Raw genomic sequence first — 22,113 nt, 5'->3', positions numbered from 1 at the left:
TTATGAGGCTTGGAGGTGTCTACGAAACCAGGGGCGATTCAAAAATCTGATTTTCTGAGCTTGCACACCCCAAAATTCAGACACAAAAAAAGACGCCCGAGGGCGTCTTCTTCTTTGGGATTTGGTGGGCCGGGGTGATCTGAAAACAGTCGGTATCTATCTGTTTTGGCTAGTGAATAATTGTTTTTCAACTTGCCTGGAATACCAGTTGGAACGATGCGTGGCGTGGATTCCGATGGACAGTGATTTTTGAGCTCAGCCAAGCGACTCATCAAAGTAGTCGCTGTCGAGCCTTGGCACCTTGTAAAGCTGCGAGCTGACTCCGACCTCATGATCCAACATCAGATTGACCAAGCGTTTACCGTCGACCAGTACAAGCCCTTCGACCGATAGCGCGAACTCAACTGCTTGGGCGGTGAAGCCAGAGGTAGTTATGAATACGCCGCGTTTGGCTTTCTGTCCTGCCAGGGCACCATAGAACGCCTGCAAATCGGGGCGGCCTACTGTGTTCTGCCAGCGCTTGGCCTGCACGTAGACTTTCTCCAGGCCCAGCGCGTCGAGCGAGATCACGCCGTCGATTCCGCCGTCACCACTACCGCCGACCTGCTGCAGTGCCTGACGGTTCGCTCCGTAGCCCAAGCTGTGCAGGACGTCGAGTACGATGTGCTCGAAGCGCGTCGGGCTCGCTTGCAACAGACTGTCCAGCAGATCGCCCGCGACGCTGGTGCGCAGTTCTAGGATGGCTTGATTCAGGCGCTCCTGGGGGCTGCTAGTTGCGAGATCAGTCTTGGTAATGGGCGCTGGAGCGTCATTGCCTTCATCCAGCGAGGCGGCATCCGGCGCTGTCTTCAGCTTTACGCTCATGAAGTTCACTGCTAGATGCTCGATCTGCTCTGGGCTCAACGGGGCAGGGTTGGCTTGGGCGAATGCGCGGCCGGTGTCAGTTAGCTGCCAGTAGCCACGCTTTGCGCTGCTGGAATAGCCAGCGCGCTTGAGCCGATCATGCGCCCAGCCGGAGCGGTTCTTGTAAGTAGCCTGGCCGCTGGCAATGGTCTCCTGCCGCTGTGCCTCGCTCAGGCCAAGTGTCAAGGCAGCTGCTTCATGTGCCTCGCCCGCGATGGCACCCTCCGAGTGGGCGGCGAGAAAGCGCAGGATGGGCTCGATGAACTGGTCGTAGGTCGGGACAGGCATGGTTCGCTTCTTCCTGATAAAAGGCTTAGCTCGGCGTCGCAGTTCGACGCCTGTGCTTGGCCTCGGGCGCAGCAGTGCGCTGGGTTTTGCTGCGTTTCCAGTAAAGCGCTGGCGAATTCGTCGTTCGGGTCTTGGGGAGGGACAATTCACCGCGGAAGGCTTTGGCCAAGATACTTTGAGTCAGCTGGTCCACTCTAAGCGCATATCCCGCACTGCGGATGCCTAAGCGGAGGTAGCTTAACCAAGGTGAGGCGGTTTTGGCCATCGCAGGAGTCCATTTCGAGAGACGGTTGTATTTAGGCCTGGATGTTCCGCCTTGCAGGTCGCGACTGTTCTTGGTCCCTTCTTGGGCAAACCCATTGGAAGCGGCTACTCGCAAATCAAAGGCGGTCAGCCGCGCCGTTTAGCAAAACAGCCGCCATACCATCCAGCCGCTTTTTGGTCTTTTCCCATTGCGGCATCACCTGGTGCATAAGCCGGTAGAACCGCTCGCTGTGGTTGTGTTCGGCGATGTGACAAAGCTCATGCAAGATCACATAGTCGATGCACTCGCGGGATGCTTTAACCAAGTGGGGGTTGAGCGTGATACGGCCCGCAGGTGAACAACTGCCCCACTGTGTCCGCATGCTTAAGATGCGCAGTGGGGGCTTGGATGCAACCCAAAGTGCTTGTTGCAAGGCATCTTCTAGACGTCGATCAAATACCTCACGGGCCCGCGCTTTGTACCAAGTGTGCAGGAGTTCGCGAATCCTCTCTGCCGACTTCACCCGGACAGACACCTCTAGCTTGCCTCGCAACAGACGCACCTGCTGTAGCTCATCAGGCGCTTCTATAACCTTGAGCACGTACTGCTTGCCTAGGTAGTAGTGACTTTCTCCGCTGATGTACTGCCTCGGGCGGACGTGTGTGAGCTGCGTACGAAACTCACGAAGCTGCTCATAGATCCAGCGGCCGCGTCGCTTTAGTGCGGCCAATACCTGTTCATCGCTAGCCCCATCCGGCGCACTGACGCGCACGCGACAGTCGGGGTCAACCTTGATCAGTATGCGTGAAACCTCTCGCGCCCTTCTCGCCCTCTCAACCTCAATCAACTCGTCGGCATAGTGAAAGCTCAGCCAGCTCGATACTGCGGAGGCAGAAGGAGCACTCATAACGATGGGCACACTCATAAGCCGGACAAGCCTACTCGCGTGATTTGCACCACCCACTCAACCATGGCCTTCGCCTGATCCATACCAGCGCCCACCGCTTTGCATTCCTTGAAGAGCAACGGCAGCAGCTTCTTACGGATGTCGCTTTCGATGTTCTGTGGGTTGATTGAATGTTCGGCCACGGAGGTCATGACCATTTCATCCAGGCTGAAAGCCAGTTTTACCCAGTGTTCTTGTACCTGCTCATCAGCTGAAGTGAGGGCGTCAGGAAGGCTTTTCTTGAAAATACCGAAGTACGCCTGGGCATGCCGGTTACCCGCGAAAACATCAGGCAGCTCATCAAGCTTACGGGCCTGCACCTGCTGCTCAAATTCGTGGAATAGCAGGTACTGCTTGAGCGGATGATCAAATAGCTTTGCCGCCTCTTCGATGGCCTGGCGCAGCAGTTTGGAGAACGCTTCCTGAGCATAGGGATCGTCACGAAGCTCCTGCTCAATCATCTTGCTGACACGGGTCTTGATGATGTCGGTTTCGTTGCGCGTCTTGTCTTCACTCCACTGCTCGGGCTTCTGTTGACCCATCTTGCCGACTTCGTAAACGCCGCCAGGGTCTTTTACCTCCACGCCTACCACGTGCTTATCCAGCAGCTTGCGCACCTGTTCGGCGTACTGGTCATAGTTCACCGTTTCGCCGGCATCCTGTCTGGCCAGTTGGCGCAGGCTGGAGAACTGCTTGAGGGTTTCCTTGTAATGAATGCGGTCGGCATCGCTGAAACTGGTGTCTTCAAAGAAGGACGCGGACTGCAAAGCAACTTTTAGGCAGCTGGCAAACTCGGTTAGTGCCTCGTAGAAGTCATCGCGCACCTTGAGATTTACATCAACCAACTCGCCGTCACGCTCCTGCATCTTGGGCACCAGTACCTGGCGCAACTGCTCGATATCCCCTTTGTTTTTCACATCGGAGAAAATAGCCCAGAGGTTTTTGTGCAGCTGAGGTAGCCGTTTGTACTCACTGCTCATCTGGTTGTAGAGCCCAGCGATGTCATTGATGTCATATCCGCCCTGGGTGCGCGAAGCTAGATCCTGATACTTCTGGATCGTGGTATCCAGCTCCGAAAGAATGCCTCTGTAGTCGATCAGCAGACCGAATTTCTTTAGCGGATGTAGGCGGTTTACCCGAGCAATCGCCTGGATCAGGTTGTGCTCTTTAAGTGGCTTGTCGATGTAGAGCACGGTGTTTTTCGGCTCATCAAAACCCGTCAGCAGTTTGTCCACCACGATCAAAAGCTTGAGCGATTCATCCTTGTCGAAGCGCTCGATCAGCTGCTTGGTGTAGGTTTGCTCATCAGTGCTGCCAACGTTTTTCTTCCACCATTGGGTTACCTCAGGTGAGGCTGCTTCATCAACGTCGGTGTTACCCTCACGGCTATCCGGTGGGCTCATCACCACTGCGGATTCGAACAACCCTGTTTCATCCAGATACTGTTTGTACTTGATTGCTGAGGCTTTACTGTCACAGGCCAGCTGGCCTTTGAGGCCCTCGTCGATGTTCTTCACGAAATGGTTGGCGATATCCAGAGCAATCAGACGAATACGGTCATCAGCGCTGTATATCTGGCCTTTCTTGGCGAACTTGCGTTTGAGGTCGGCCTTCTGCTGCTCACTCAGCCCTTCTGTAATGCGCTCGAACCAGCTGTCGATGGCGCGCGCGTTTACATCTAGATCGGGGATGCGCTCTTCATAAAGCAACGGCGTCACTGCCTGATCCTCCACCGCACGCTGCATAGTGTAGGCATGCACGATGGGACCAAACTTATTTGTAGTCTTGTCGTTTTTGAGCAGCGGTGTGCCGGTAAATGCCACAAAAGCCGCATTGGGTAGAGCCTGCTTCATGCGGATATGGTTTTCACCTCCTTGGCTGCGATGACCTTCATCGATCAGCACGATGATGTCAGCACTGGTATTCACACACTGTGGCAGTTTAGTGGCGCTGTTGAACTTCTGTATTAGCGAGAAAATGATGCGCTCATTCCCCTTGCCAATTTGCTCGGCCAAGCGCGTGCCGGAAGTAGCGATGGCGGTATCGCGATCCCTTTTGCCCGAGAGTTCTCCCCCCGAGGCGAAAGTTTTGCTCAGCTGGTTTTCCAGATCGACCCGGTCGGTGACCACCACAATGCGGCACTGCTTGAGCGAGTCGTGCAGGATCAGCGCCTTGCTCAGAAAAACCATGGTGAATGACTTGCCCGAACCCGTCGTATGCCAGATCACTCCACCCTCGCGGCTACCGTCCTTGCGTTTATGGGTAATCCGGTCGATCAGCCGTTTGATGCCAAATACTTGCTGATAACGAGCAACAATCTTGCCAGCCTTCTTATCGAACAGGGTGAAGTAGCGTGTCATCTCCAGCAGCCGGGCAGGAGAAAGCAGACTGATTAGTAACTGATCCTGTCCGGTCGGCGCTAGTTCACCGCCAGCGATCAAGGTGTCATACCATTCTAGATCACGGGGCGGGCGATGGCTGAAAATAGAGGCCTTCTGCGCGGCACCCAGCTTGCGGTTCTTCAGCGCATACAACTCCTCGGCGGCGATATCTTCCTCACGCCAAGCTGCCCAGAATTTCGCAGGCGTGCCGCATGTGGCATAGCGACCATCGCTACCATTGATAGACAGCAACAATTGGCTGTAGGCGAATAGCCTTGGGATTTCGTCGTGACGCTGATTACGCAAGCTCTGCGAAACGCCTTCTTCGATGGTCGGGCCTTTCTGTGCATTGCTATCGGGGCGCTTGGCCTCGATCACTGCCAGCGGAATGCCGTTGACGAAGCAAACAATATCCGGCCTCCGCGACTCCACACCGTTGCTGCGCAGCACGCGAAACTCTTCGGTGAAAATGAAGCTGTTATTCGCTAGGTTATTCCAGTCGATTAACGCCACGGTCGGGTTGGCTTTTTTACCATCCACGAAATCCGTCACCGAAATGCCATACAGCAAATGGTTGTACAGTCGCATATTAGCGGCCTGTAGCCCTTCGTTAAGCGCCGGGCTGCACATTTCACTAATCAGGTTGTCAATGGCCTTGGCCGATAGCGGATATTCACTCCCGCCAAACAAGAAACGCCGCTTCTGTAGTTGCTCGCGGAGTACATCGCGTAAGATTACCTCGTCGCTCTTGCCGCTCCTTGCTGTCAGTGCCTGCTCAGGCGAGAGGAACTGCCAGCCGAGGTTGCATAGAAGAGCCAGAGCCGGAAGTTTTGCGCTATATTCTTCCTGGAATTTAGGTGTTTGAATCATCCGCTGTAGCTCTCCAAGCCGCCCGTCAGCTATAGCTGGAAACCAACCAGCTCATGAATTTAACTGCTAAGTGGGGCATCACCCACTCATGGTAGTACATACATTCCGCGCAGAGTGAATTGCACCAAACCATCGTCTCTGTAGAGAATTAGGTCGCTGCTGCGATATCAGCCATTTGCCTCTGCGATTATGCGATCCGATACCACCTTGTCGATCATCGCCTTCACGGCGCGATCAATGGCTGAACCATCAGAGTAATCAGCAGTGGTTGCCAGATTGGTCCGCCCTTCCTTGACCAGCTTGAGTGCCTTGTCACGGGCACCGCGTTTGCCCTTGCCGTAGACGGCAATCGAGTGGCCTCCCTGGTTCTTGACCAGGCGCATGGAGGGTATGTCGGTCTCACCGTCGCCTATAAAAACCATATTGCTGAACGGAACAGGCCGCTCGGCTGGCTCAACGAACTTGTTAATTACCGAATTATCGTGCACATCCAGGCTGCCTTTGTTAATGCGAAACAGATACTGCGTTTTAGTGGTGTAGTTCACCGCCAATGCTGGCCAGTGTGCAACGTCGTTATGGTCGTACATAAAGCCGGAGGCATAGACGCGATTGAAATACTTGTTGATCGGAGTTCCCTCGATCATTTCGCGTAGGCCCGACGAAATGATGAAGTGTTCGACCTTTACGCCCTTAGCGCGGCCATATTCAGTGATGCGTTTGAACCAGTCCTGTACGCCCGGGAATAGCTCTATATTCGCCCCAAAATCGGCAAAGTCCTTTTTGCGTACCGGCACCCGGGCAGCCTGAGCCTTTTCGATCATCAGCCGCATGTACGCCAGAATCTCGTCCGCCTGCTGCTGCTGAGCCATAACCTTAGCTTCGCTCCAAAAATCAGCCGGCTTGATGCCCAATGCCGGGACAAAGTTGTACTCCTGCATATTGCCAGGCGACAAGGTGCCGTCGAAGTCGTAAGCAATCACAAATGGTATGTGCTTCTTAGCCATTAGGCGATCTCCAGCTCATCTACCTTCACGCGGTGTTTGCCGGTGAGCAATTGTTGCATCAGGGCTTTTTTCTCATCTCGTAAGTAAGAAAGTTTGGCTTGCATCGTTTTTATTTCTTGCTCAGCTGTAGTAAGCACTGTTGCAATTGCCTTTTGTTCGGTTACCTCTGGAATGAATACAGTCAGCCCGAAGAAATCGCTGGGCTTAACGTTAAGCAAACCATGCGCACGACCGCCTTCGTTAGCTACCTTGCTTAAGCCATTGTTTAACAGGCCAGATTCAAAATAGTGCTCAAAAAAATCCCCATTACATGTGGCTTCGTTGCTTGCTTCGAAGCAGATGTAAAGTGTAGTTACTACGCCTTTTTCGTATTTGTTTAGGCGTTTTATGGCGCCCATTGGATAGCCATTGGAATAGCTTTTGTTGTAGGCAAACTGTCCTTTTTTAAGCAAAAAATAGTTTCCTAGAGTTTCTGATGCCACAGTTTTATTAAAATACTCTTCCTGACGTACCAAGCCATGCTGAGCTGATATGGTGACCACGTTCGTGCTGCCTTCAGTGTTCTTGGCGGTTACTCTGCAAAAGAGCTTTTCAAGCCGAAGCGTCTGCCATGCTTTTTCAAAGCCATGTAGGCGCCGGTGGCCTGTCAACAACTGCTGTGTCAATGCTTTGTACTGCTGTTGGCTGTTTTCCAGAAGCTTTTCGGCGGTGCTTATTGCTTGATCCCAAGTGGAAAGGATTTTGCTGACTTTTTTTTGCTCGTTTAAAGGGGGGATCAGTATCGGGAATTCTTTGATCTGTGTTGAGTTGATGCTAGCCAAATTGGTGCTTTTTTTAGCGCAGCTCAGAAAATAACTTTTCCCGTAATTGCTTCCGGCCAAGGAGGCAAGAAAATATGAATCAATTACTTTGGGGTTTGGTCGAACAGCAAACACATGATTCTGATGTAGGCATGGCTCAATCTGTCCTTTCCAAATATCGCCCCGTCCAAGCTTGTCGAAGTCGCCGCCCTCATTCATGAGAACGTCTCCGTACTTAAGGGAGAAACGTTCCAGCTGGCTTCTTTCGATTTCGATTGTCTTGACGTCACGAAGGTCTATATGACCATCTTGAACATTGGCAACTCGCAGATATGGCAAAGTTATCGGGTCTTTTAAGCCTGATTTACCTTTTGCGATACCGCCTCTTACCTCAGCGACGGATGCCAGAGGTGCGCGTTTCCATCCTTCAGGCACCATATCCCAACTCCTTCAAATACCCTTCCATCTGCACTTCAAGCTCAGCTAGTTGCACCTTGAGCCGCTTACGCTCCGCACGCACCACCAGCATATCGATTTCTTCCTCATCCTCGAAGGTGTCCACATAACGAGGGATATTGAGGTTGAAATCGTTTTCGCGAATTTCCTGCAGGCTGGCGCGGTGGCTGAACTTGTCCGAGCTGATGCGATGGCGATAAGTGATCAGGATATTGTTGATCTGCTCATCACCTAGAATGTTCTGGTTTTTGCCGGCCTTGAAGTCGCGGCTGGCGTCAATAAACAGTACATTTTCATCAGTCTTGGCTTTGCTGAAAACCAGGATCGCAGCTGGGATACCAGTGCCATAGAAGAGTTTTTCCGGCAGGCCGATGACTGCATCCAGCAGATTTTCCTCAATCAATTGCTGGCGAATCTTGCCTTCGCTGGATCCACGGAACAGTACGCCGTGGGGCACAATCACTGCCATGCGCCCCCCGCCGTTACCATGGAAAGGGCTTTTCAGGGTTTCGATCATGTGCAGGATAAAGGCGAAGTCACCTTTGGTTTTCGGCGGTATGCCGCGTTTGAATCGACCAAATTGATCATGCTCGGCTTCTTCATGACCCCACTTGTCCAGCGAGAACGGCGGGTTGGCGGTAACAATATCGAATTTGAGGAGCTGCCCATTGGAGTCAAGTAGCTTAGGATTGCGTAGGGTGTCGCCCCACTCGATCTTGTGGTTGTCCTCACCGTGGAGAAACATGTTCATCTTCGCCAGCGACCAGGTGGAGCCGATGGCTTCCTGGCCGTAGAGGGCATATTGCTTGCTGTTGTGATGTTCGCGCACCTTGCGGCCGCATTTCATCAGTAACGAGGCCGAACCGCATGCTGGGTCGCAGATGGTGTCGCCCGGTTGTGGGTCTAACAGTTCGGCGATCAGCTCGGAGACTTCCGGTGGTGTGTAGAATTCACCGGCCTTCTGACCGCCGCTGGCGGCGAAGTTCTTGATCAGGTACTCATAGGCGTTACCGATCACATCCAGGCTGCCGACGCGGGACGGCTTGAGGTTTAGTTCGGCTCTGGCGAAGTTTTCCAGCAGGTGGCGCAATATGGTGTTCTTCTGCTTTTCTTCTCCGAGCTTGTCGGTGTTGAAGGAGATATCCTGGAACACGCTCTTGCCGGCATCCTTAAGTTTGGTGCCGTTGGCTTCCTCGATAGAGTGTAACGCCTGGTCAATTCGCTCACCGTTACCTGGCTCATGGCGACGGTCGTAGAGGGCGTAGAAGCTGGCATCACGTGACAGTACGAAACGCTCAGTCTTCAGCATTTCCTCGATAAGCTCCGGCTCGTCGCCGTACTCTTTTTTATAGTTGTCGTAGTGATCCTGCCAGACATCGCTGATGTACTTGAGGAACAGCATGGTAAGGATGAAATCTTTGTAGGTATCGGCACTGATGGTGCCGCGGAAGATGTCGCAGGCTGCCCACAGCGCCTTGTTGATATCGTCTTGGTTTACTTTGTCGTTCATGGGTCAAGCCTTAATAAGGTGCTGGTAAATGCCTTGTAGCATCTGCTCTTTATTGGTTTGCAGGCGCGCGATCAGTGCATCCTCTTCATCCCACACCGCTTGCAGGGCAATCAACTTCTGCTGGGTCGCGAGCGGTGGGAGAGGGATCTGCATGTCCATTAAGGACGCTTTGCCGATGGCTTGAATCGCACTGCCGTTGCGCTCAAGGCTGCGTTGGCTTTGCGGCAAGTTGATCAGCCAGCACAGGTATGCCGGCAGTATTTCTGACCGTCTAGCCGTGACAATAAAAAACTGGTTGGTCGCTACAACCGATTGCTCGCCAGCATAGAGTACGGCCTTGTTGCTATCACCACGGGCGATCACGGCGATGTCGTTTGGCTGAAGCAAAGGCGGAGCGGTACGCGCGTCCCAGGTAACGGCAATCAGCAGATCGGGTTCAATCGCTGCGTTTTGGCGTAGATCCTTGATCTGCAGTACGCGAACGTCGCCAAATGGGTCATGCTCCAGCGCACCGCGGAAGGTGTATCCGGAACGGACATCAGCCAGTTCGCTCAACTTGAATAACTGGGTTGGCATAAATTGCTCTGGGAGAAAAGCGCCATCCTTGGCGCAACAAGAAAAGTCAGACTTCGCAGCGCTGGTACTGGCTCTGCAGCCATTTGGCTTGCTCGGTCGCCAGCCCATACCATGCTGCGTCGCCCTTAAGACGGGTTACAAGCAAGCCGTCATCGGCATCCATTACTGCTTTAAGGTAATCCCGTACCTGAGCTGCAGTTTGGGGCGTGGCAACAATCCAGGTGGACTCCAGCGGCCGGCACCACGTGCCGTAGGCTTTGATGCGCTCATACAAGGATTGGTAATCACGGTTCTTACGCAGGTCATAGGTAATTTGGTACAGTTTCATAGCTCTAGCTCTCCTAACGAGTCAGTTATTGCACTAGCGGCAGGCTGCAACCTGCCGCGCCTCATTTTTTTCTCCGTACAAGACGTACTGAGTAGATGGCGAGAGCAATATCTCCTCATTTGCACCTGCTGTCAAATTCTTTTTTCTCAGTAGAGCCTCTATGGAGTAGAGGTCGCGTTGAGGTAGCCATCCGTACTAGCGTGGAAATCGTGGTGACTGGATGGCGCTATACATCTTCGTCATGCGATCCACCAGTGTGTCGCCTAGCGCTGATAAGGCGCTTTCCATCTCGTCGCCGCTTGCAACCTGCCGGCAGCGCGGTCTCAGTTTTTCTTGCTGCTTTCTTGTGTAAGCCCAGGTTTACCAAGCCGCTTGATAATCAACCACTCGGTTAGCTGGTAGTAGTACCTCGTCGCCGGGCTGCGGGACTTCAGGTGTTGCTCCTCAAACCACCGGAAATGCTTAAGCTGCCAACGCCACGGATTGTCTCGACCGAAGCGCTTCCGAATGGCCTTTTGTATTGTTTGGGCCTGCCTAATGTGGCGCTGCCGTGTGGCATGGGAACCGGTGAGTACGGCTTCAAGGAAAAGCCTCATGTCGAAGAACTTAGTCATCGCCGTCCTCCTATGTAGGCTGCGATCACGTCAGTGCGGTTATGGCCTAGCTCCAGACTGATTTGCTGGCGTGCTGTTAGGTCGGGCTCACGGTTTTCCTGAAAGCAGGTGCTATCGTTGATCGGCGCTGCATAGCCAGTAAGTTGTTTGTAACGTTCGCAGGCGTATGCGGCGCGCAATTCGTGGAAGCCTTTCAAGCCATGTACGTGCAGGATCTCGCGTGTCGGTTTCACAGTTTGCTGCAGGAAGGTTCTGTAGCTTTCGTCTTGGGCGAGCAGGTTGTTGCTGCCAATGGGCGAGGCGTTACGGGCTGCCTGCAGTGCGTCCCGTACGTTCTTAGTCGCTGTTATCCATCTTGGCGCATATGCACCTGAACGACCTCCCTTGGTGCCGTCTTGGATGTTGATGCGGCCGAGTCGCTCGGCTTCGCGATGCAAACGTGGCAGGTTGGCTAGAATCGCTTCGCGCAGACGCATGCCAGTGGCACGTGCCAATTGTGCGATGGCGGCGATACGCGGATGCTTTTCGCGGAGCGCGTCGACGATGCGTATCATCTGCTCGTGATCTTGGCCCTGAGGATTTGTCGTGCGCACGTTGCTGCGCTGCGTTCCCAACGCCTTGCTCGGACTCGGCACTTTCACATAGTGATCACCGCGAAGCGCGGCCATGGTCCGGTTGACGCTGGACAATCGGTTTTGCGCGGTGGCGATGGTGAGCTCACCTTGGTCAACTTGCAGGCGCAGATGCCCGGCGTAGTCAAGCAAGGTCTGCCGATCAATTTGTCGCGCATCGTTAAAACCCGGCCCATTCTCCGACCGACACCAGCGCACAAATGCTTGCCACCGATCACTATGTGCTTTGACGGTCCCGTAATGCCCACCGCCAAACAGATCTTTCAGTGCTTGCGGTCCGGCATAACTCAATTGCCGGCCATAGCCAAAATTCCGTCCATCCCGTCTGCCTACCAGCGCCATGATCAAACTCCTCTCGAAGCCAACCTTTGAAACCGGCCCCACGTCATCCCGCCAAAAATGCTGAGTGTTATCAGGGATCAAGGCCCCTGCGACCTGTGGGGATGTCCTCTAGCGCGGGACTGGCGGCTCCTTACGTCCGGGGGCAAGGGCATCTCATGATCTGGCCTCCTGAGCACCGTTACCGGTGGGCGGGTGGAGGCAGCGCTGGCTGACGAGACCTGCGCCTGAAGATCCTGAGCCATGTGCAAGCAGCAATGCGATGACCGGGGCATGCCTGACTGTCAGTCAGGTGCAGTCCATTCCGTGGTCTGCGGCACCATCATCTACAGCGCTGTTGCTGGTGACATCGGCGTTTGTCACGCTGATTGTCACGAGGGGGAATGCCGCAAAGCCTTGTGCAATGAGGGCTGCAGCAGTGGTAGAAGTGCCCGTCTCTTTCCAGAAGAAAGAGACGGGCACAGGTTGGCGCAATATTCGGCCAAGCGGATAGGTTGCTGCAGGGCAGCGAGGTACGGTGTGTCTGGCGCACGAGCGCTATAGGTATAAAAGCATCCATCACATGGGTAGTGACCGGGCGAGCTGCCGGATGCGAATCGCCCTTGGGCTGAACCACCGCCAGAGCGGCGTGACCTTTAAGGCTCGGGTCACCTGGGGTGCTGTCATCGACAGCCTTTGCACGGCCAGTTCTACGCCTGTGGATAAACCCGGTCAAGGGCCGAAATTAAGCGCCCTTGAGGACGTGAATAGCGGTTATCCATCGGTGGAATTACTTGGTAAATCCCGGACAACGTCGTGGCTTTTAGCTCTTCAAAATGAGGTCCATCCAAACAGGGCGGCTTTGCAGCCCTGTTTGGATGGACCCGCGCTGAGAAGCAGATAAGCGAGGCTGCTTGCCCCGAATCTTGGACGTTCAGTTGTTTCCGCAATTCTTGCGCCGTACAGAGCTAGCGGATCGGTACCACGTTCTTGTCTCTGACTTGACCGTATGCTGAGGCAAGCAGGCTGCCGGTGGCGGCTTTCTGGATGTACTCACTCCACCAGGCCATCATCGGTCGTCTGCGTTCAATGTAGTCGGCTCGGTTGTAGGCGCTGCGCACCTCATCCTTGTCGACATGCGCCAGTGCGACCTCAATGAGTTCCGGGTCCCACCCATGTTCATTCAAGATGGTGCTGGCCATCGAGCGCATGCCGTGGCTGACCAACCGATCCTGGAACCCCATGCGTTTCAATGCCATGTTGGCGGTCTGGCTATTGGCGTGGGTGCGCGGATTTCTGTCTGCCGGGAAGACGTATTCGCGATGGCCGCTGTGGGTCTTCAGTGACTCCAACAACGCGACAGCGTGATCACTCAAAGGAATGCTGTGTGGGCGGCGCTTCTTCATCCGCTCCGCAGGGATAGTCCAAACGCGCCTTTCAAAGTCGATGTCTGCCCAGCGAGTAGTCGCCGCCTCGGCGGGGCGAGTCATCGTGTGCAACTGCCATTCGATCAGGCAGCGGGTGGTGCGTTTGATACTGGCGTTCGCGATCTCCAGCATGAGCTCGGGGAGTTCTTCGGGCGGAAGCGCAGCCATGTTCTCTTTCTTGGGCTTCTTGAACACTGCCCTGATGCCGGTGAGCGGATTGGCGAAGATCAGCCCGGAGTTTACGCCGTAGGTCATGATCTCGTTTAGCCGCTGGCTTAGACGCTTGACCGTCTCCAAGCTGCCTTTCGCTTCGATTGGACGAAGCAATGCGATCACCATCGGGGCGGTGATTTTCGTGAGTGGTGTCGTCTTCAAATCAGGGAACACGTGTAGCGTGAGCGACCGCCAAATGTCCTCGGCGTAGGCAGGGGTGACCGAGTCTTTCTTGAGCTCGAACCAGGCGGTGGCCACGTTCTCGAAGGTGTGTTCCGATTCCGCGCGTTTGGCTTCATTCAACGTATTGCGCTGCACCTTCGGATCGATGCCTTGGGCTAGCAGCTCGCGGGCTTCGACTGCCTTCTTTCGTGCGTTCGCTAGTGACAGTTCGGGGTAGGTCCCGAAGCCGATGTTGATGCGCTTCTTGGTCACCGGTTCGCGGTAGTTGAAATTCCACAGCAACGAGCCGTTGCTGCGTACGCGGAGCTGCAAACCGTCACCGTCCGTGAGGACATAATCCTTGGACGCGGGTTTGACTCCCTTGAGCTGTCGATCGGAGAGGCGGAGGTTTTGAGCAGGCATGAGATTGTCCTCAAGCACTGATTCGGTATTCCAAAGATTAGCACCGGGTGAGCTGGAATACCGCCTGGAATACCCGAATGGCTGGAACTCAAAAACTCTTGAAAGACCGCAAAAGCGCTGGAAGCCGCGTATTTACTGGCTTGCAGGCACAAAAAAAGACGTCCGTGGACGTCTTTTTTTGATCATTTGGTGGAGCCGGGGGGATTTGAACCCCCGTCCGCCAGTACTCCGCTGTCGGTACTACATGCTTAGCCGTGTCTACTGAGTTAATCCGCAGCCGCCCGACGGGCAGGGTGCTTTGGACGAGTTGGGTAAGTTTTAGTCGCTTTGCCCCCAACGTGCTACACGACGATCCTGTTCTGTATGACAATCATTTCGGGTTTACAGGCATCCCCTGATGATTGCTGGAGCCGAAGCTACCAGGAGAGCGGGCTCAGCTGCTTACGCAGCGAGAGCGTAGCCCTCGTAGTTTTCGTCATTGGCAACTATAGAAAGTTGCAACAGTGGATTTACGAGTTCTGTTACCAACTCGGCATGCACCTAGAGTTTCGCTACCGGCGTCGAATCCTAATCGGCCCCACACTAGCTCTTGGCTAACGCACCTTACGGCACGTGATGCGGAGTATACGCCATTGTGCGGGCGACGTCGACTGCCGGCCCGATCGCCCGCTTTCTGGCCTCACGCGCCGCTACCACCGCCGCTGGTGCCGCTGCCTTTCTCGGTTTTTTCCAGGCGCTCCAGCACTTTGCTGGTGATGGCGATACATTCCTTGGTGTCGCCTGCGGCCTGGGCAGCCTTGGCTTTGTCGACGTGCTCGGTGATGGCCTTGTCCAGGCCTTCGGAGGTGGCCCCGGCGGTGGCCATGCTGTCGTCGATCTTTTGCAGATTGGTGGTGCACAGGTCTTCGGCGGCAAACACCGGGGAAGCCAGCAGGGTGGCGGCCGCGAACAGGGCCGAAAGCGCGGTACCTTTCATGGGAGTCTCCTCTGGGGCCTCTGGAAGGTGGGCCTGTAAGGGTGGACTGTGGGGGATTGGCGGGGGTTCAATCGGGATGGTGAAGGGGTGGAATGATGGTGGGGATGGCACCGGCTTTGCCGGTGTTCGCGGGTGAACCCGCTCCCACATGGAATTGGGTTGGCTCGTGGTGTGCGCTGTACCGGTGGGAGCGGGCATGCCCGCTCCCACAGGGTCAGATGCTGCGGGGGCGGGTGACGCGGTCGACCAGGTAGACCAGGCCGTGGTAGTCGATGCCGCTGTGGCTGCTCAGGCCGATCTCGCAGGTGCGGCTGGTGGAAATGCCTTCGCTGCAATACTGCACCGCATCCTTCAGGCTACGCAGCGAGTGGGCGTTCAGCTCGGGGGTGGTGAAGCCTTTGTCGCCGGCGAAGCCGCAGCAATGGATGCCTTCCGGGATAACCACCTGCTTGCTGCAGCGCCGCGCCAGGTCGATCAGCGCCTGGCTTTCGCCAAGGTGCTGGGTGCTGCAGGTCACATGCACGGCCACCGGCTCGTCCTGGGGGGTGAACTCCAGGCGCTCGACCAGGTGGGTGCGGATGAAGCGCACCGGGTCGTACAGGTCCAGCCGGCTTTCGCCCAGATCCTGCACCAGGCGCAGGGTGCAGGGGCTGGTGTCGCAGTAGATCGGGTCGAGGCCGCCGCGGCTGGCGTGCAACAGAGCGGCGATCAGTTCCTGGCGCTTGTGTTCGGCCTGCTCGGGGTAGCCCTTGGAGGCGAACGGCTGGCCGCAGCACAGGTTGTCGGCGTTGTCGGGGAACACCACCTGGTAACCGGCCTTTTCCAGCAGGGCGCGGGTCTTGTCCAGCAGCGAGCTCTGCTCGCGGTCGGCATAGGCCGGGCCCATCACCCGCGAGACGCAGGCGGCCAGGTACACCACCCGAGGGCGGGCGTCGTTGCTGGCCGGGCCGAAGTCCAGTGGGCGCAAGGGTTGTGGCATCGCCGGGGTCCACTGCGGCAAGCGGCCTTTGCTGGCTTTGTTCAGCGAGGCGCTCAGGCGGCCCAGGCGTGGGGCGCCGAGCAGCTTGCGGGCGGTGTTGGCGGCGGTCAGGGTCAAGCGCGCGCCACCCAGGGCGGTGTGGAAGTGTTCGGCCAGCCAGTCGGCGGTTTTTTCGTGCCCGGCGGCCTGGCTGCGCAGTTTTTTCACCAGTTCGCCGGTATTGATGCCGACCGGGCAGCGCTGGGCGCACAGGCCGGTCGCGGCGCAGGTGTCGATGCCTTGGTACTGGTAGGTCTGGCGCAGTTGGCGGGTATCGATGCCGGCGCGCTGCTTGGCCTGGATGTCACGCCACATGACGATGCGCTGGCGCGGGCTGAGGGTCAGGCCTTTGGACGGGCAAACCGGTTCGCAGAAGCCGCATTCGATGCACTTGTCGACGATCTCGTCGGCAGCGGGCAGCGGCTTGAGGTTCTTCAGGTGAATGTCCGGATCCTCGCTCAGCACCACGTCGGGGTTGAGAATGCCGTTGGGGTCGAGCAGACGCTTGAGCTTCCACATCAGCTGGTAGGCGTCATGGCCCCACTCCAGCTCCACGAACGGTGCCATGTTGCGCCCGGTGCCGTGTTCGGCCTTGAGCGAGCCGCCGAACTCCACCGCCACCAGTTGCGCCACATCGTCCATGAAGGCCTGGTAGCGGGCGACTTCCTCGGCGCTGTTGAAGCCCTGGGTGAAGACAAAATGCAGGTTGCCTTCCAGGGCGTGGCCGAAAATGATCGCTTCATCGTAGCGGTGCTTGTCGAACAGCTGGATCAGGCGGTTGACGCCTTCTGCCAGTTGCTCGACGGGGAAGGTGACGTCTTCGATGATGACAGTGGTGCCGGTCTGGCGTACGGCACCGACGGCGGGGAAGGTGTCCTTGCGGATCTTCCACAGCTGGTTGTACACGACCGGGTCTTCGCTGAAGTCCACCTGCTGTTCCAGCGGGAAGTCGGCGATCGAAGCCATCACCTGTGGCAGCTGTTCATGCAGCAGGCTCTGGCTGGCGGCGCGGGACTCGATCAGCAGGGCACAGGCATTGTCCGACAGGCCTTTTACCCACAGCGGCATGCCGGGCATGTCCTGCACTGAGCGCAGGCTGCGGCGGTCGAGCAGTTCTACCGCAGAAACCGGCTGGCGCTTGAGCACGGTCACCGCGCGGCAGCAGCTTTCCACGCTGGGGAACACCAGCAGGGCGCTGGCCTTGTGCGGGTGGTCGGGCACGGTGTCGTAAGTGACGGCGCTGATGAAGCCCAGGGTGCCTTCGGAGCCGACCAGCAGGTGCTGAAGGATATCCAGGGGTTGGTCGTAATCCACCAGCGCATTCAGCGACAGGCCGGTAGTATTCTTCAGCCGGTATTTGTGCCGGATGCGCTCGGCCAGGGCGGTGTTGGCGCGTGTTTCACGGCCCAGCTGGGCCAATGCTGCCAGCAGGTCGGCATGGCTGCGTTCAAAGGCGGCAACGCTGGCCGAGTCTTCGCTGTCCAGGCGCGTGCCGTCGGCCAGCACCAGGCGCAGGCCGGCCAGGGTATGGTAGGTGTTCTGCGCGGTGCCGCAGCACATGCCGCTGGCGTTGTTGGCGACGATGCCGCCGATCTTGCAAGCATTGATCGACGCCGGATCGGGGCCGATCTTGCGCCCGAAGGGGGCCAGCCAGGCGTTGGCCTGGGCGCCGATGACGCCGGGCTGCAGGCGGATCTGCTCGCCTTGGCCGCGGATTTCGCGGCCGTTCCAGTTATCGCCCAGCACGATCAGTACCGAGTCGCTGATGGCCTGGCCGGACAGGCTGGTGCCGGCGGCGCGGAAGGTGACCGGCACCCGCTCGCGCTGGGCCAGTTTGATCAGGCCGACCACCTCGTCCTCGGACTCGACGCGTACCACCAGCTTGGGGATCAGCCGGTAGAAACTGGCGTCGGTGCCGAAGGCCAGGGTGGAGGTCGGGTCGTCGAAGCGGCGTTCGGCGGGGATCAGGCGCTCGGCATCACGCAGGAATGCGGCGGGCAGGCTCATGCAGTCTCCTCGCGGGGCTGTGGCGTCTGTGCGCCACATGCCCCGGGTCAATCAGGCGGTCGTTCTTGCGGGCGCTCAGGCGCCCAGTTCGCGTACCAGCGAGTCGCGGGTGATTTCGCTGATCGACTTGGCGCCGGTCAGCACCATCGCTACGCGCATTTCCTTCTCGAACAGCTCCAGCAGGTTCTTCACCCCGGCCTGGCCGTGCACGGCAAGGGCGTAGAGGAAGGCGCGGCCGATCAGTACGGTATCGGCGCCCAGGGCGATCATGCGCACCACATCGAGGCCGCTGCGGATGCCGGAGTCGGCAAGGATCTTCAGCTCGCCTTTGACCGCGTCGGCAATCGCCGGCAGGGCGCGGGCGCTGGACAGCACGCCGTCGAGCTGGCGGCCGCCGTGGTTGGACACGACGATGCCGTCGGCGCCGAAGCGGACCGCATCGCGGGCGTCATCGGCATCAAGGATACCCTTGATGATCATCGGGCCGTCCCAGAAGTCGCGAATCCATTCCAGGTCTTTCCAGGAAATGGACGGGTCGAAGTTGTTGGCCAGCCAGCCGATGTAGTCGGCAAGGCCGGTGGGGTTGCCACGGTAGGTGGAAATGTTGCCCAGGTCGTGTGGGCGCCCCATAACGCCGACATCCCACGCCCACTCGGGGTGGGTCATGGCTTGCAGCACGCGACGCAGCGGGCCGTTCTTGCCACTCATGCCGGAGTGGGCGTCGCGGTAGCGGGCGCCGGGTGTCGGCATGTCGACGGTGAACACCAGGGTCTTGACCCCGGCGGCCTTGGCCCGCTCCAGGGCGTTGCGCATGAAGCCGCGGTCCTTGAGCACGTACAGCTGGAACCACATCGGCCGGTCGATGGCCGGGGCGACTTCTTCGATCGGGCACACCGACACCGTCGACATGGTGAACGGAATGCCGTGGGCAGCCGCCGCGCGCGCTGCCTGCACTTCGCCACGGCGGGCGTACATGCCGGTGAGGCCGACCGGGGCCAGGGCCACCGGCATGCTCAGGGTTTCGTCGAACAGCTTGGTCTGAAGGCTGAGCTCGGACATGTTCTTCAGCACGCGCTGACGCAGGGCAATGCTGGCCAGGTCCGAGACGTTGTGGCGCAGGGTGTGCTCGGCGTAGGCGCCGCCGTCGGCATAGTGGAACAGGAAGGGAGGCAGCTTGCGTTGGGCCGCGGCGCGATAGTCGGTAGAGGCAGAAATGATCATGGATTCTCGCAGCGTTGCTTGTGGGGATTGCCGGGCGCGCCATGGCGCCCGGCCCCTTTCACTTTAGTGATGAACCAGCATGCCGGTCAGCCAGTAGGCCTGGATCAGGGTGATCAGGCCGACGATGGTGGCGAAGAACAGGCTGTGCTTGACGGTGAAGCGGAACAGGTCGGATTCCTTGCCGACAAGGCCGGTGGCGGCGCAGGCCACGGCGATCGACTGCGGCGAGATCATCTTGCCGGTCACGCCGCCGCTGGTGTTGGCCGCTACCAGCAGGGTGTCGTTGACCCCGATCTGGTGCGCGGTAGTGGCCTGCAGCGAGCTGAACAGGGCGTTGGACGAGGTGTCGGAACCGGTGAGGAACACACCCAGCCAGCCGAGGAACGGCGAGAAGAACGGGAACGCGGCACCGGTACCGGCCAGCACCAGGGCCATGGTCGAGGACATGCCCGAGTAGTTGGTGACGAAGGCAAAGGCCAGCACCATGCCGATCGACAGGATTGGCCAGCGCAGTTCCCAGAAGGTTTCCTTGAAAGTGGTCAGACCAGTTTTGAAGTTGATCTTCAGCACGGCCATGGAGATCAGCGCCGAGAGGAAGATCGCGGTGCCGGTGGCAGAGATCGGGTCGAGCTTGAACACCGCTGGCATGGCGGTTGGCGCGGCGACGATCGGCGCGGTCTTGATCACCAGTTGGTCGAGGTGCGGGATGGCGAAGTTGAACACGAAGTTGTACATCGCGCCGCCTGGGGCGAAGGCCGCCTTGAACGGCTTCAGGGTCCAGATGGTGACCAGCACGGTGAGGATCAGGAACGGCGACCAGGCTTTGAAGATTTCGCCAAAGCTGTAGGGGCTTGGCTGGCTGCCGCTTGGTTGTACCACGGCGGCGCCGACGCTGCCTTTGGCTTCGGCGAACGAGCGCTTGGGCTGCCAGACTTTCAGGAACAGGGTCAGGGCGATCAGGCTGGCCAGGGCCGAGGTGATGTCCGGCAGTTCCGGGCCGATGAAGTTCGAGGTGAAGTACTGGGTAACCGCGAAGCTCAGGCCGGCGACCAGGGCGGCAGGCCAGGTTTCTTTCACGCCACGCAGGCCGTCCATCATGAACACCAGCCAGAACGGCACGAACAGCGACAGCAGCGGCAGCTGGCGACCGGTCATGGCGCCGATGTGGAAGGCGTCGATGCCGGTGACCTGGCCGGCCACGATGATCGGAATGCCCAAGGCGCCGAAGGCCACCGGCGCGGTGTTGGCGATAAGGCACAGGCCGGCGGCGTACAGCGGGTTGAAGCCCAGGCCCACCAGCAGCGCGGCAGTGATTGCCACCGGTGCGCCGAAGCCCGCCGCACCTTCCAGGAAGGCACCGAAGCAGAAGCCGATCAGCAGCACTTGCAGGCGCTGGTCGTCGGTAATCGACAGTACCGAGCTGCGGATCACTTCGAACTGGCCGCTCTTGACCGTGAGTTTGTACAGGAACACCGCGGCAACGATGATCCAGGCAATCGGCCAGAGGCCGTACAGGAAGCCATAACCCGCGGCGGCGAAGGCCATGTCGACAGGCATCTGGAAGGCGAAGATTGCCACCAGGATCGACAATGCGAGGGTGATGCTGCCGGCCACGTGGCCTTTGAGGCGGAACACGGCGAGGGCAAGGAAGAAGAAGACGATGGGAATGACCGCCGCCAGTGCGGACAGGCCAAGACTACCAAGCGGGCTATAGATTTGTTGCCAGGTTTGCATATGGGGTGGCCCCTAATTGTTGTTGGTCAGGCACTGGCATTGGATAATTGGTAAGACCAATTTACAATGACTGGGCGCTAGGTTAAAAGCGTCTTCGTGGGTGTGTCAATTTGTCCCGTGCAAAACTTTGGTCGCGTGCCGATGAGCGGGCGCCTGATGAGCTGGGAAAATCGTCGCCTGGTGGGTGTTTGCGTGACCTGGATCGGCGAGAATGGCCACCCCTGAAATTGCCGGGGGTTTGTGGAGAGCATGTGATGGTTTTTGATCAGGTCCGCCAACGGCGCCTGTCCGACGACATCGTCGATCGGTTGGAAGGGATGATTCTGGAAGGCACGCTGACCTCGGGGCAGCGGTTGCCGGCCGAGCGCGTCCTTGCCGAGCAGTTCGGCGTGTCCCGCCCGTCACTGCGTGAGGCGATCCAGAAGCTGGTGGCCAAGGGGCTGCTGGTCAGCCGCCAGGGTGGGGGCAATTTTGTTGCCGAGTCTCTGGGGTCCACTTTCAGCGACCCGTTGCTGCAGCTGCTCGAGCACAGTGCCGAGGCGCAGCGTGACCTGCTCGAGTTTCGCCATACGCTGGAAGCGTCCTGCGCCTACTACGCGGCCCAGCGCGCCACCCAGCCGGACCGCGCGCGGCTCAAGGCGGCCTTCGATGCGCTGCAGGACTGCTATGCCAGGGCCGACGAAGTGACCCGGGCGGAAGAGGGCGCGGCCGATGCGCGCTTTCACCTGGCGATTGCCGAGGCCAGCCATAATGCCGTGCTGCTGCACACTATTCGGGGCTTGTTCGACCTGCTCAAGCGCAACGTGGTAACCAACATCGGTGGCATGTACCAGCAACGGACCGAGACCCGGGACATGCTGATCAGCCAGCACCGGGAGCTGTACCTGGCGATAGTCGAGGGCCGGGCGGAGGATGCTCGGGAAGTTTCCAGCCGGCACATTCTGTATGTGCAGGAGGTGCTGGAAGAGGCGCACGAAGAAGCGCAGCGAGTGGCGCGGGCGGAGCGGCGTAGCGGGCGCTGAGATTTTTACTGGCAGTGCTGGCCTCTTCGCGGGTAAACCC

16 protein-coding genes and 1 other RNA gene are annotated in these 22,113 nt (G+C 57.9%); 1 reads left to right on the top strand and 16 read right to left on the bottom strand.

Annotation, left to right across the window (positions count from 1 at the left end):
- Positions 1–255: 255 nt before the first annotated feature.
- The 16 genes from RIN61_RS08100 to RIN61_RS08025 all read right to left on the bottom strand — a co-directional run bounded on the left by RIN61_RS08100 (position 256) and on the right by RIN61_RS08025 (position 21,051).
- Positions 256–1,191 carry a restriction endonuclease gene (locus RIN61_RS08100; RefSeq protein ID WP_028944561.1) on the bottom strand — a complete coding sequence of 312 codons (936 nt, stop codon included), beginning with the start codon at positions 1,189–1,191 and terminating at the stop codon, positions 256–258.
- A gap of 380 nt (positions 1,192–1,571) precedes the next feature.
- Complete coding sequence (locus RIN61_RS08095; RefSeq protein WP_313856612.1) at positions 1,572–2,360, bottom strand: M48 family metallopeptidase; 789 nt, start codon at positions 2,358–2,360, stop codon at positions 1,572–1,574.
- Entirely contained in the window at positions 2,357–5,632 is a 3,276-nt protein-coding gene (locus RIN61_RS08090) for a type I restriction endonuclease subunit R (RefSeq protein WP_313856609.1), read from the bottom strand. Before RIN61_RS08090 ends, RIN61_RS08095 begins: the two co-directional genes overlap by 4 nt.
- Positions 5,633–5,799: 167 nt before the next feature.
- The gene (locus RIN61_RS08085) at positions 5,800–6,636 is read right to left on the bottom strand and encodes an HAD family hydrolase (RefSeq protein WP_313856607.1); all 837 of its coding nucleotides are present in this window, start codon (positions 6,634–6,636) and stop codon (positions 5,800–5,802) included.
- A complete protein-coding gene (locus tag RIN61_RS08080) occupies positions 6,636–7,874 on the bottom strand; it encodes a restriction endonuclease subunit S (RefSeq protein ID WP_313856604.1) in 1,239 nt (412 codons plus the stop codon). Before RIN61_RS08080 ends, RIN61_RS08085 begins: the two co-directional genes overlap by 1 nt.
- The gene (locus RIN61_RS08075) at positions 7,864–9,402 is read right to left on the bottom strand and encodes a type I restriction-modification system subunit M (protein ID WP_313856601.1); all 1,539 of its coding nucleotides are present in this window, start codon (positions 9,400–9,402) and stop codon (positions 7,864–7,866) included. Before RIN61_RS08075 ends, RIN61_RS08080 begins: the two co-directional genes overlap by 11 nt.
- Before the next feature lie 3 nt (positions 9,403–9,405).
- Entirely contained in the window at positions 9,406–9,978 is a 573-nt protein-coding gene (locus RIN61_RS08070; RefSeq protein ID WP_313856599.1) for a restriction endonuclease subunit S, read from the bottom strand.
- A gap of 46 nt (positions 9,979–10,024) precedes the next feature.
- Positions 10,025–10,306, bottom strand: a complete 282-nt coding sequence (locus RIN61_RS08065; protein ID WP_313856597.1) for a hypothetical protein — start codon at positions 10,304–10,306, stop codon at positions 10,025–10,027.
- Between the two features lie 323 nt (positions 10,307–10,629).
- Positions 10,630–10,920, bottom strand: coding sequence for a hypothetical protein (locus RIN61_RS08060; protein ID WP_313856595.1), 291 nt, complete (start codon positions 10,918–10,920; stop codon positions 10,630–10,632).
- A complete protein-coding gene (locus RIN61_RS08055) occupies positions 10,917–11,894 on the bottom strand; it encodes an integrase domain-containing protein (protein ID WP_313856593.1) in 978 nt (325 codons plus the stop codon). Before RIN61_RS08055 ends, RIN61_RS08060 begins: the two co-directional genes overlap by 4 nt.
- A gap of 944 nt (positions 11,895–12,838) precedes the next feature.
- Positions 12,839–14,095, bottom strand: coding sequence for an integrase domain-containing protein (locus RIN61_RS08050; protein WP_313856591.1), 1,257 nt, complete (start codon positions 14,093–14,095; stop codon positions 12,839–12,841).
- A 187-nt stretch (positions 14,096–14,282) separates the two neighbouring features.
- Positions 14,283–14,674, bottom strand: a transfer-messenger RNA (tmRNA) gene (ssrA, locus tag RIN61_RS08045).
- Between the two features lie 100 nt (positions 14,675–14,774).
- Positions 14,775–15,071 carry a PA2433 domain-containing protein gene (locus RIN61_RS08040; RefSeq protein WP_207877272.1) on the bottom strand — a complete coding sequence of 99 codons (297 nt, stop codon included), beginning with the start codon at positions 15,069–15,071 and terminating at the stop codon, positions 14,775–14,777.
- A gap of 214 nt (positions 15,072–15,285) precedes the next feature.
- On the bottom strand, positions 15,286–18,096 hold the full coding sequence (locus RIN61_RS08035) for an FAD-binding and (Fe-S)-binding domain-containing protein (RefSeq protein WP_313856588.1): 2,811 nt from the start codon (positions 18,094–18,096) through the stop codon (positions 15,286–15,288).
- Positions 18,097–18,171: 75 nt separating this feature from the next.
- A complete protein-coding gene (lldD, locus tag RIN61_RS08030) occupies positions 18,172–19,317 on the bottom strand; it encodes an FMN-dependent L-lactate dehydrogenase LldD (RefSeq protein WP_112249988.1) in 1,146 nt (381 codons plus the stop codon).
- Positions 19,318–19,380: 63 nt separating this feature from the next.
- Positions 19,381–21,051 (bottom strand): lactate permease LctP family transporter, encoded by a 1,671-nt coding sequence (locus RIN61_RS08025; protein ID WP_015271872.1) that lies wholly within the window; start codon positions 21,049–21,051, stop codon positions 19,381–19,383.
- Between the two features lie 254 nt (positions 21,052–21,305).
- Between RIN61_RS08025 and RIN61_RS08020 the strand changes: the two genes are divergently transcribed.
- Positions 21,306–22,073, top strand: coding sequence for an FCD domain-containing protein (locus RIN61_RS08020; RefSeq protein ID WP_013974301.1), 768 nt, complete (start codon positions 21,306–21,308; stop codon positions 22,071–22,073).
- Positions 22,074–22,113 lie beyond the last annotated feature (40 nt).

Origin of the sequence: Pseudomonas inefficax (genome assembly GCF_032164165.1) — a bacterium.
GTDB lineage: Bacteria > Pseudomonadota > Gammaproteobacteria > Pseudomonadales > Pseudomonadaceae > Aquipseudomonas > Aquipseudomonas inefficax.
This window is presented reverse-complemented; position numbering and strand designations above follow the sequence as displayed.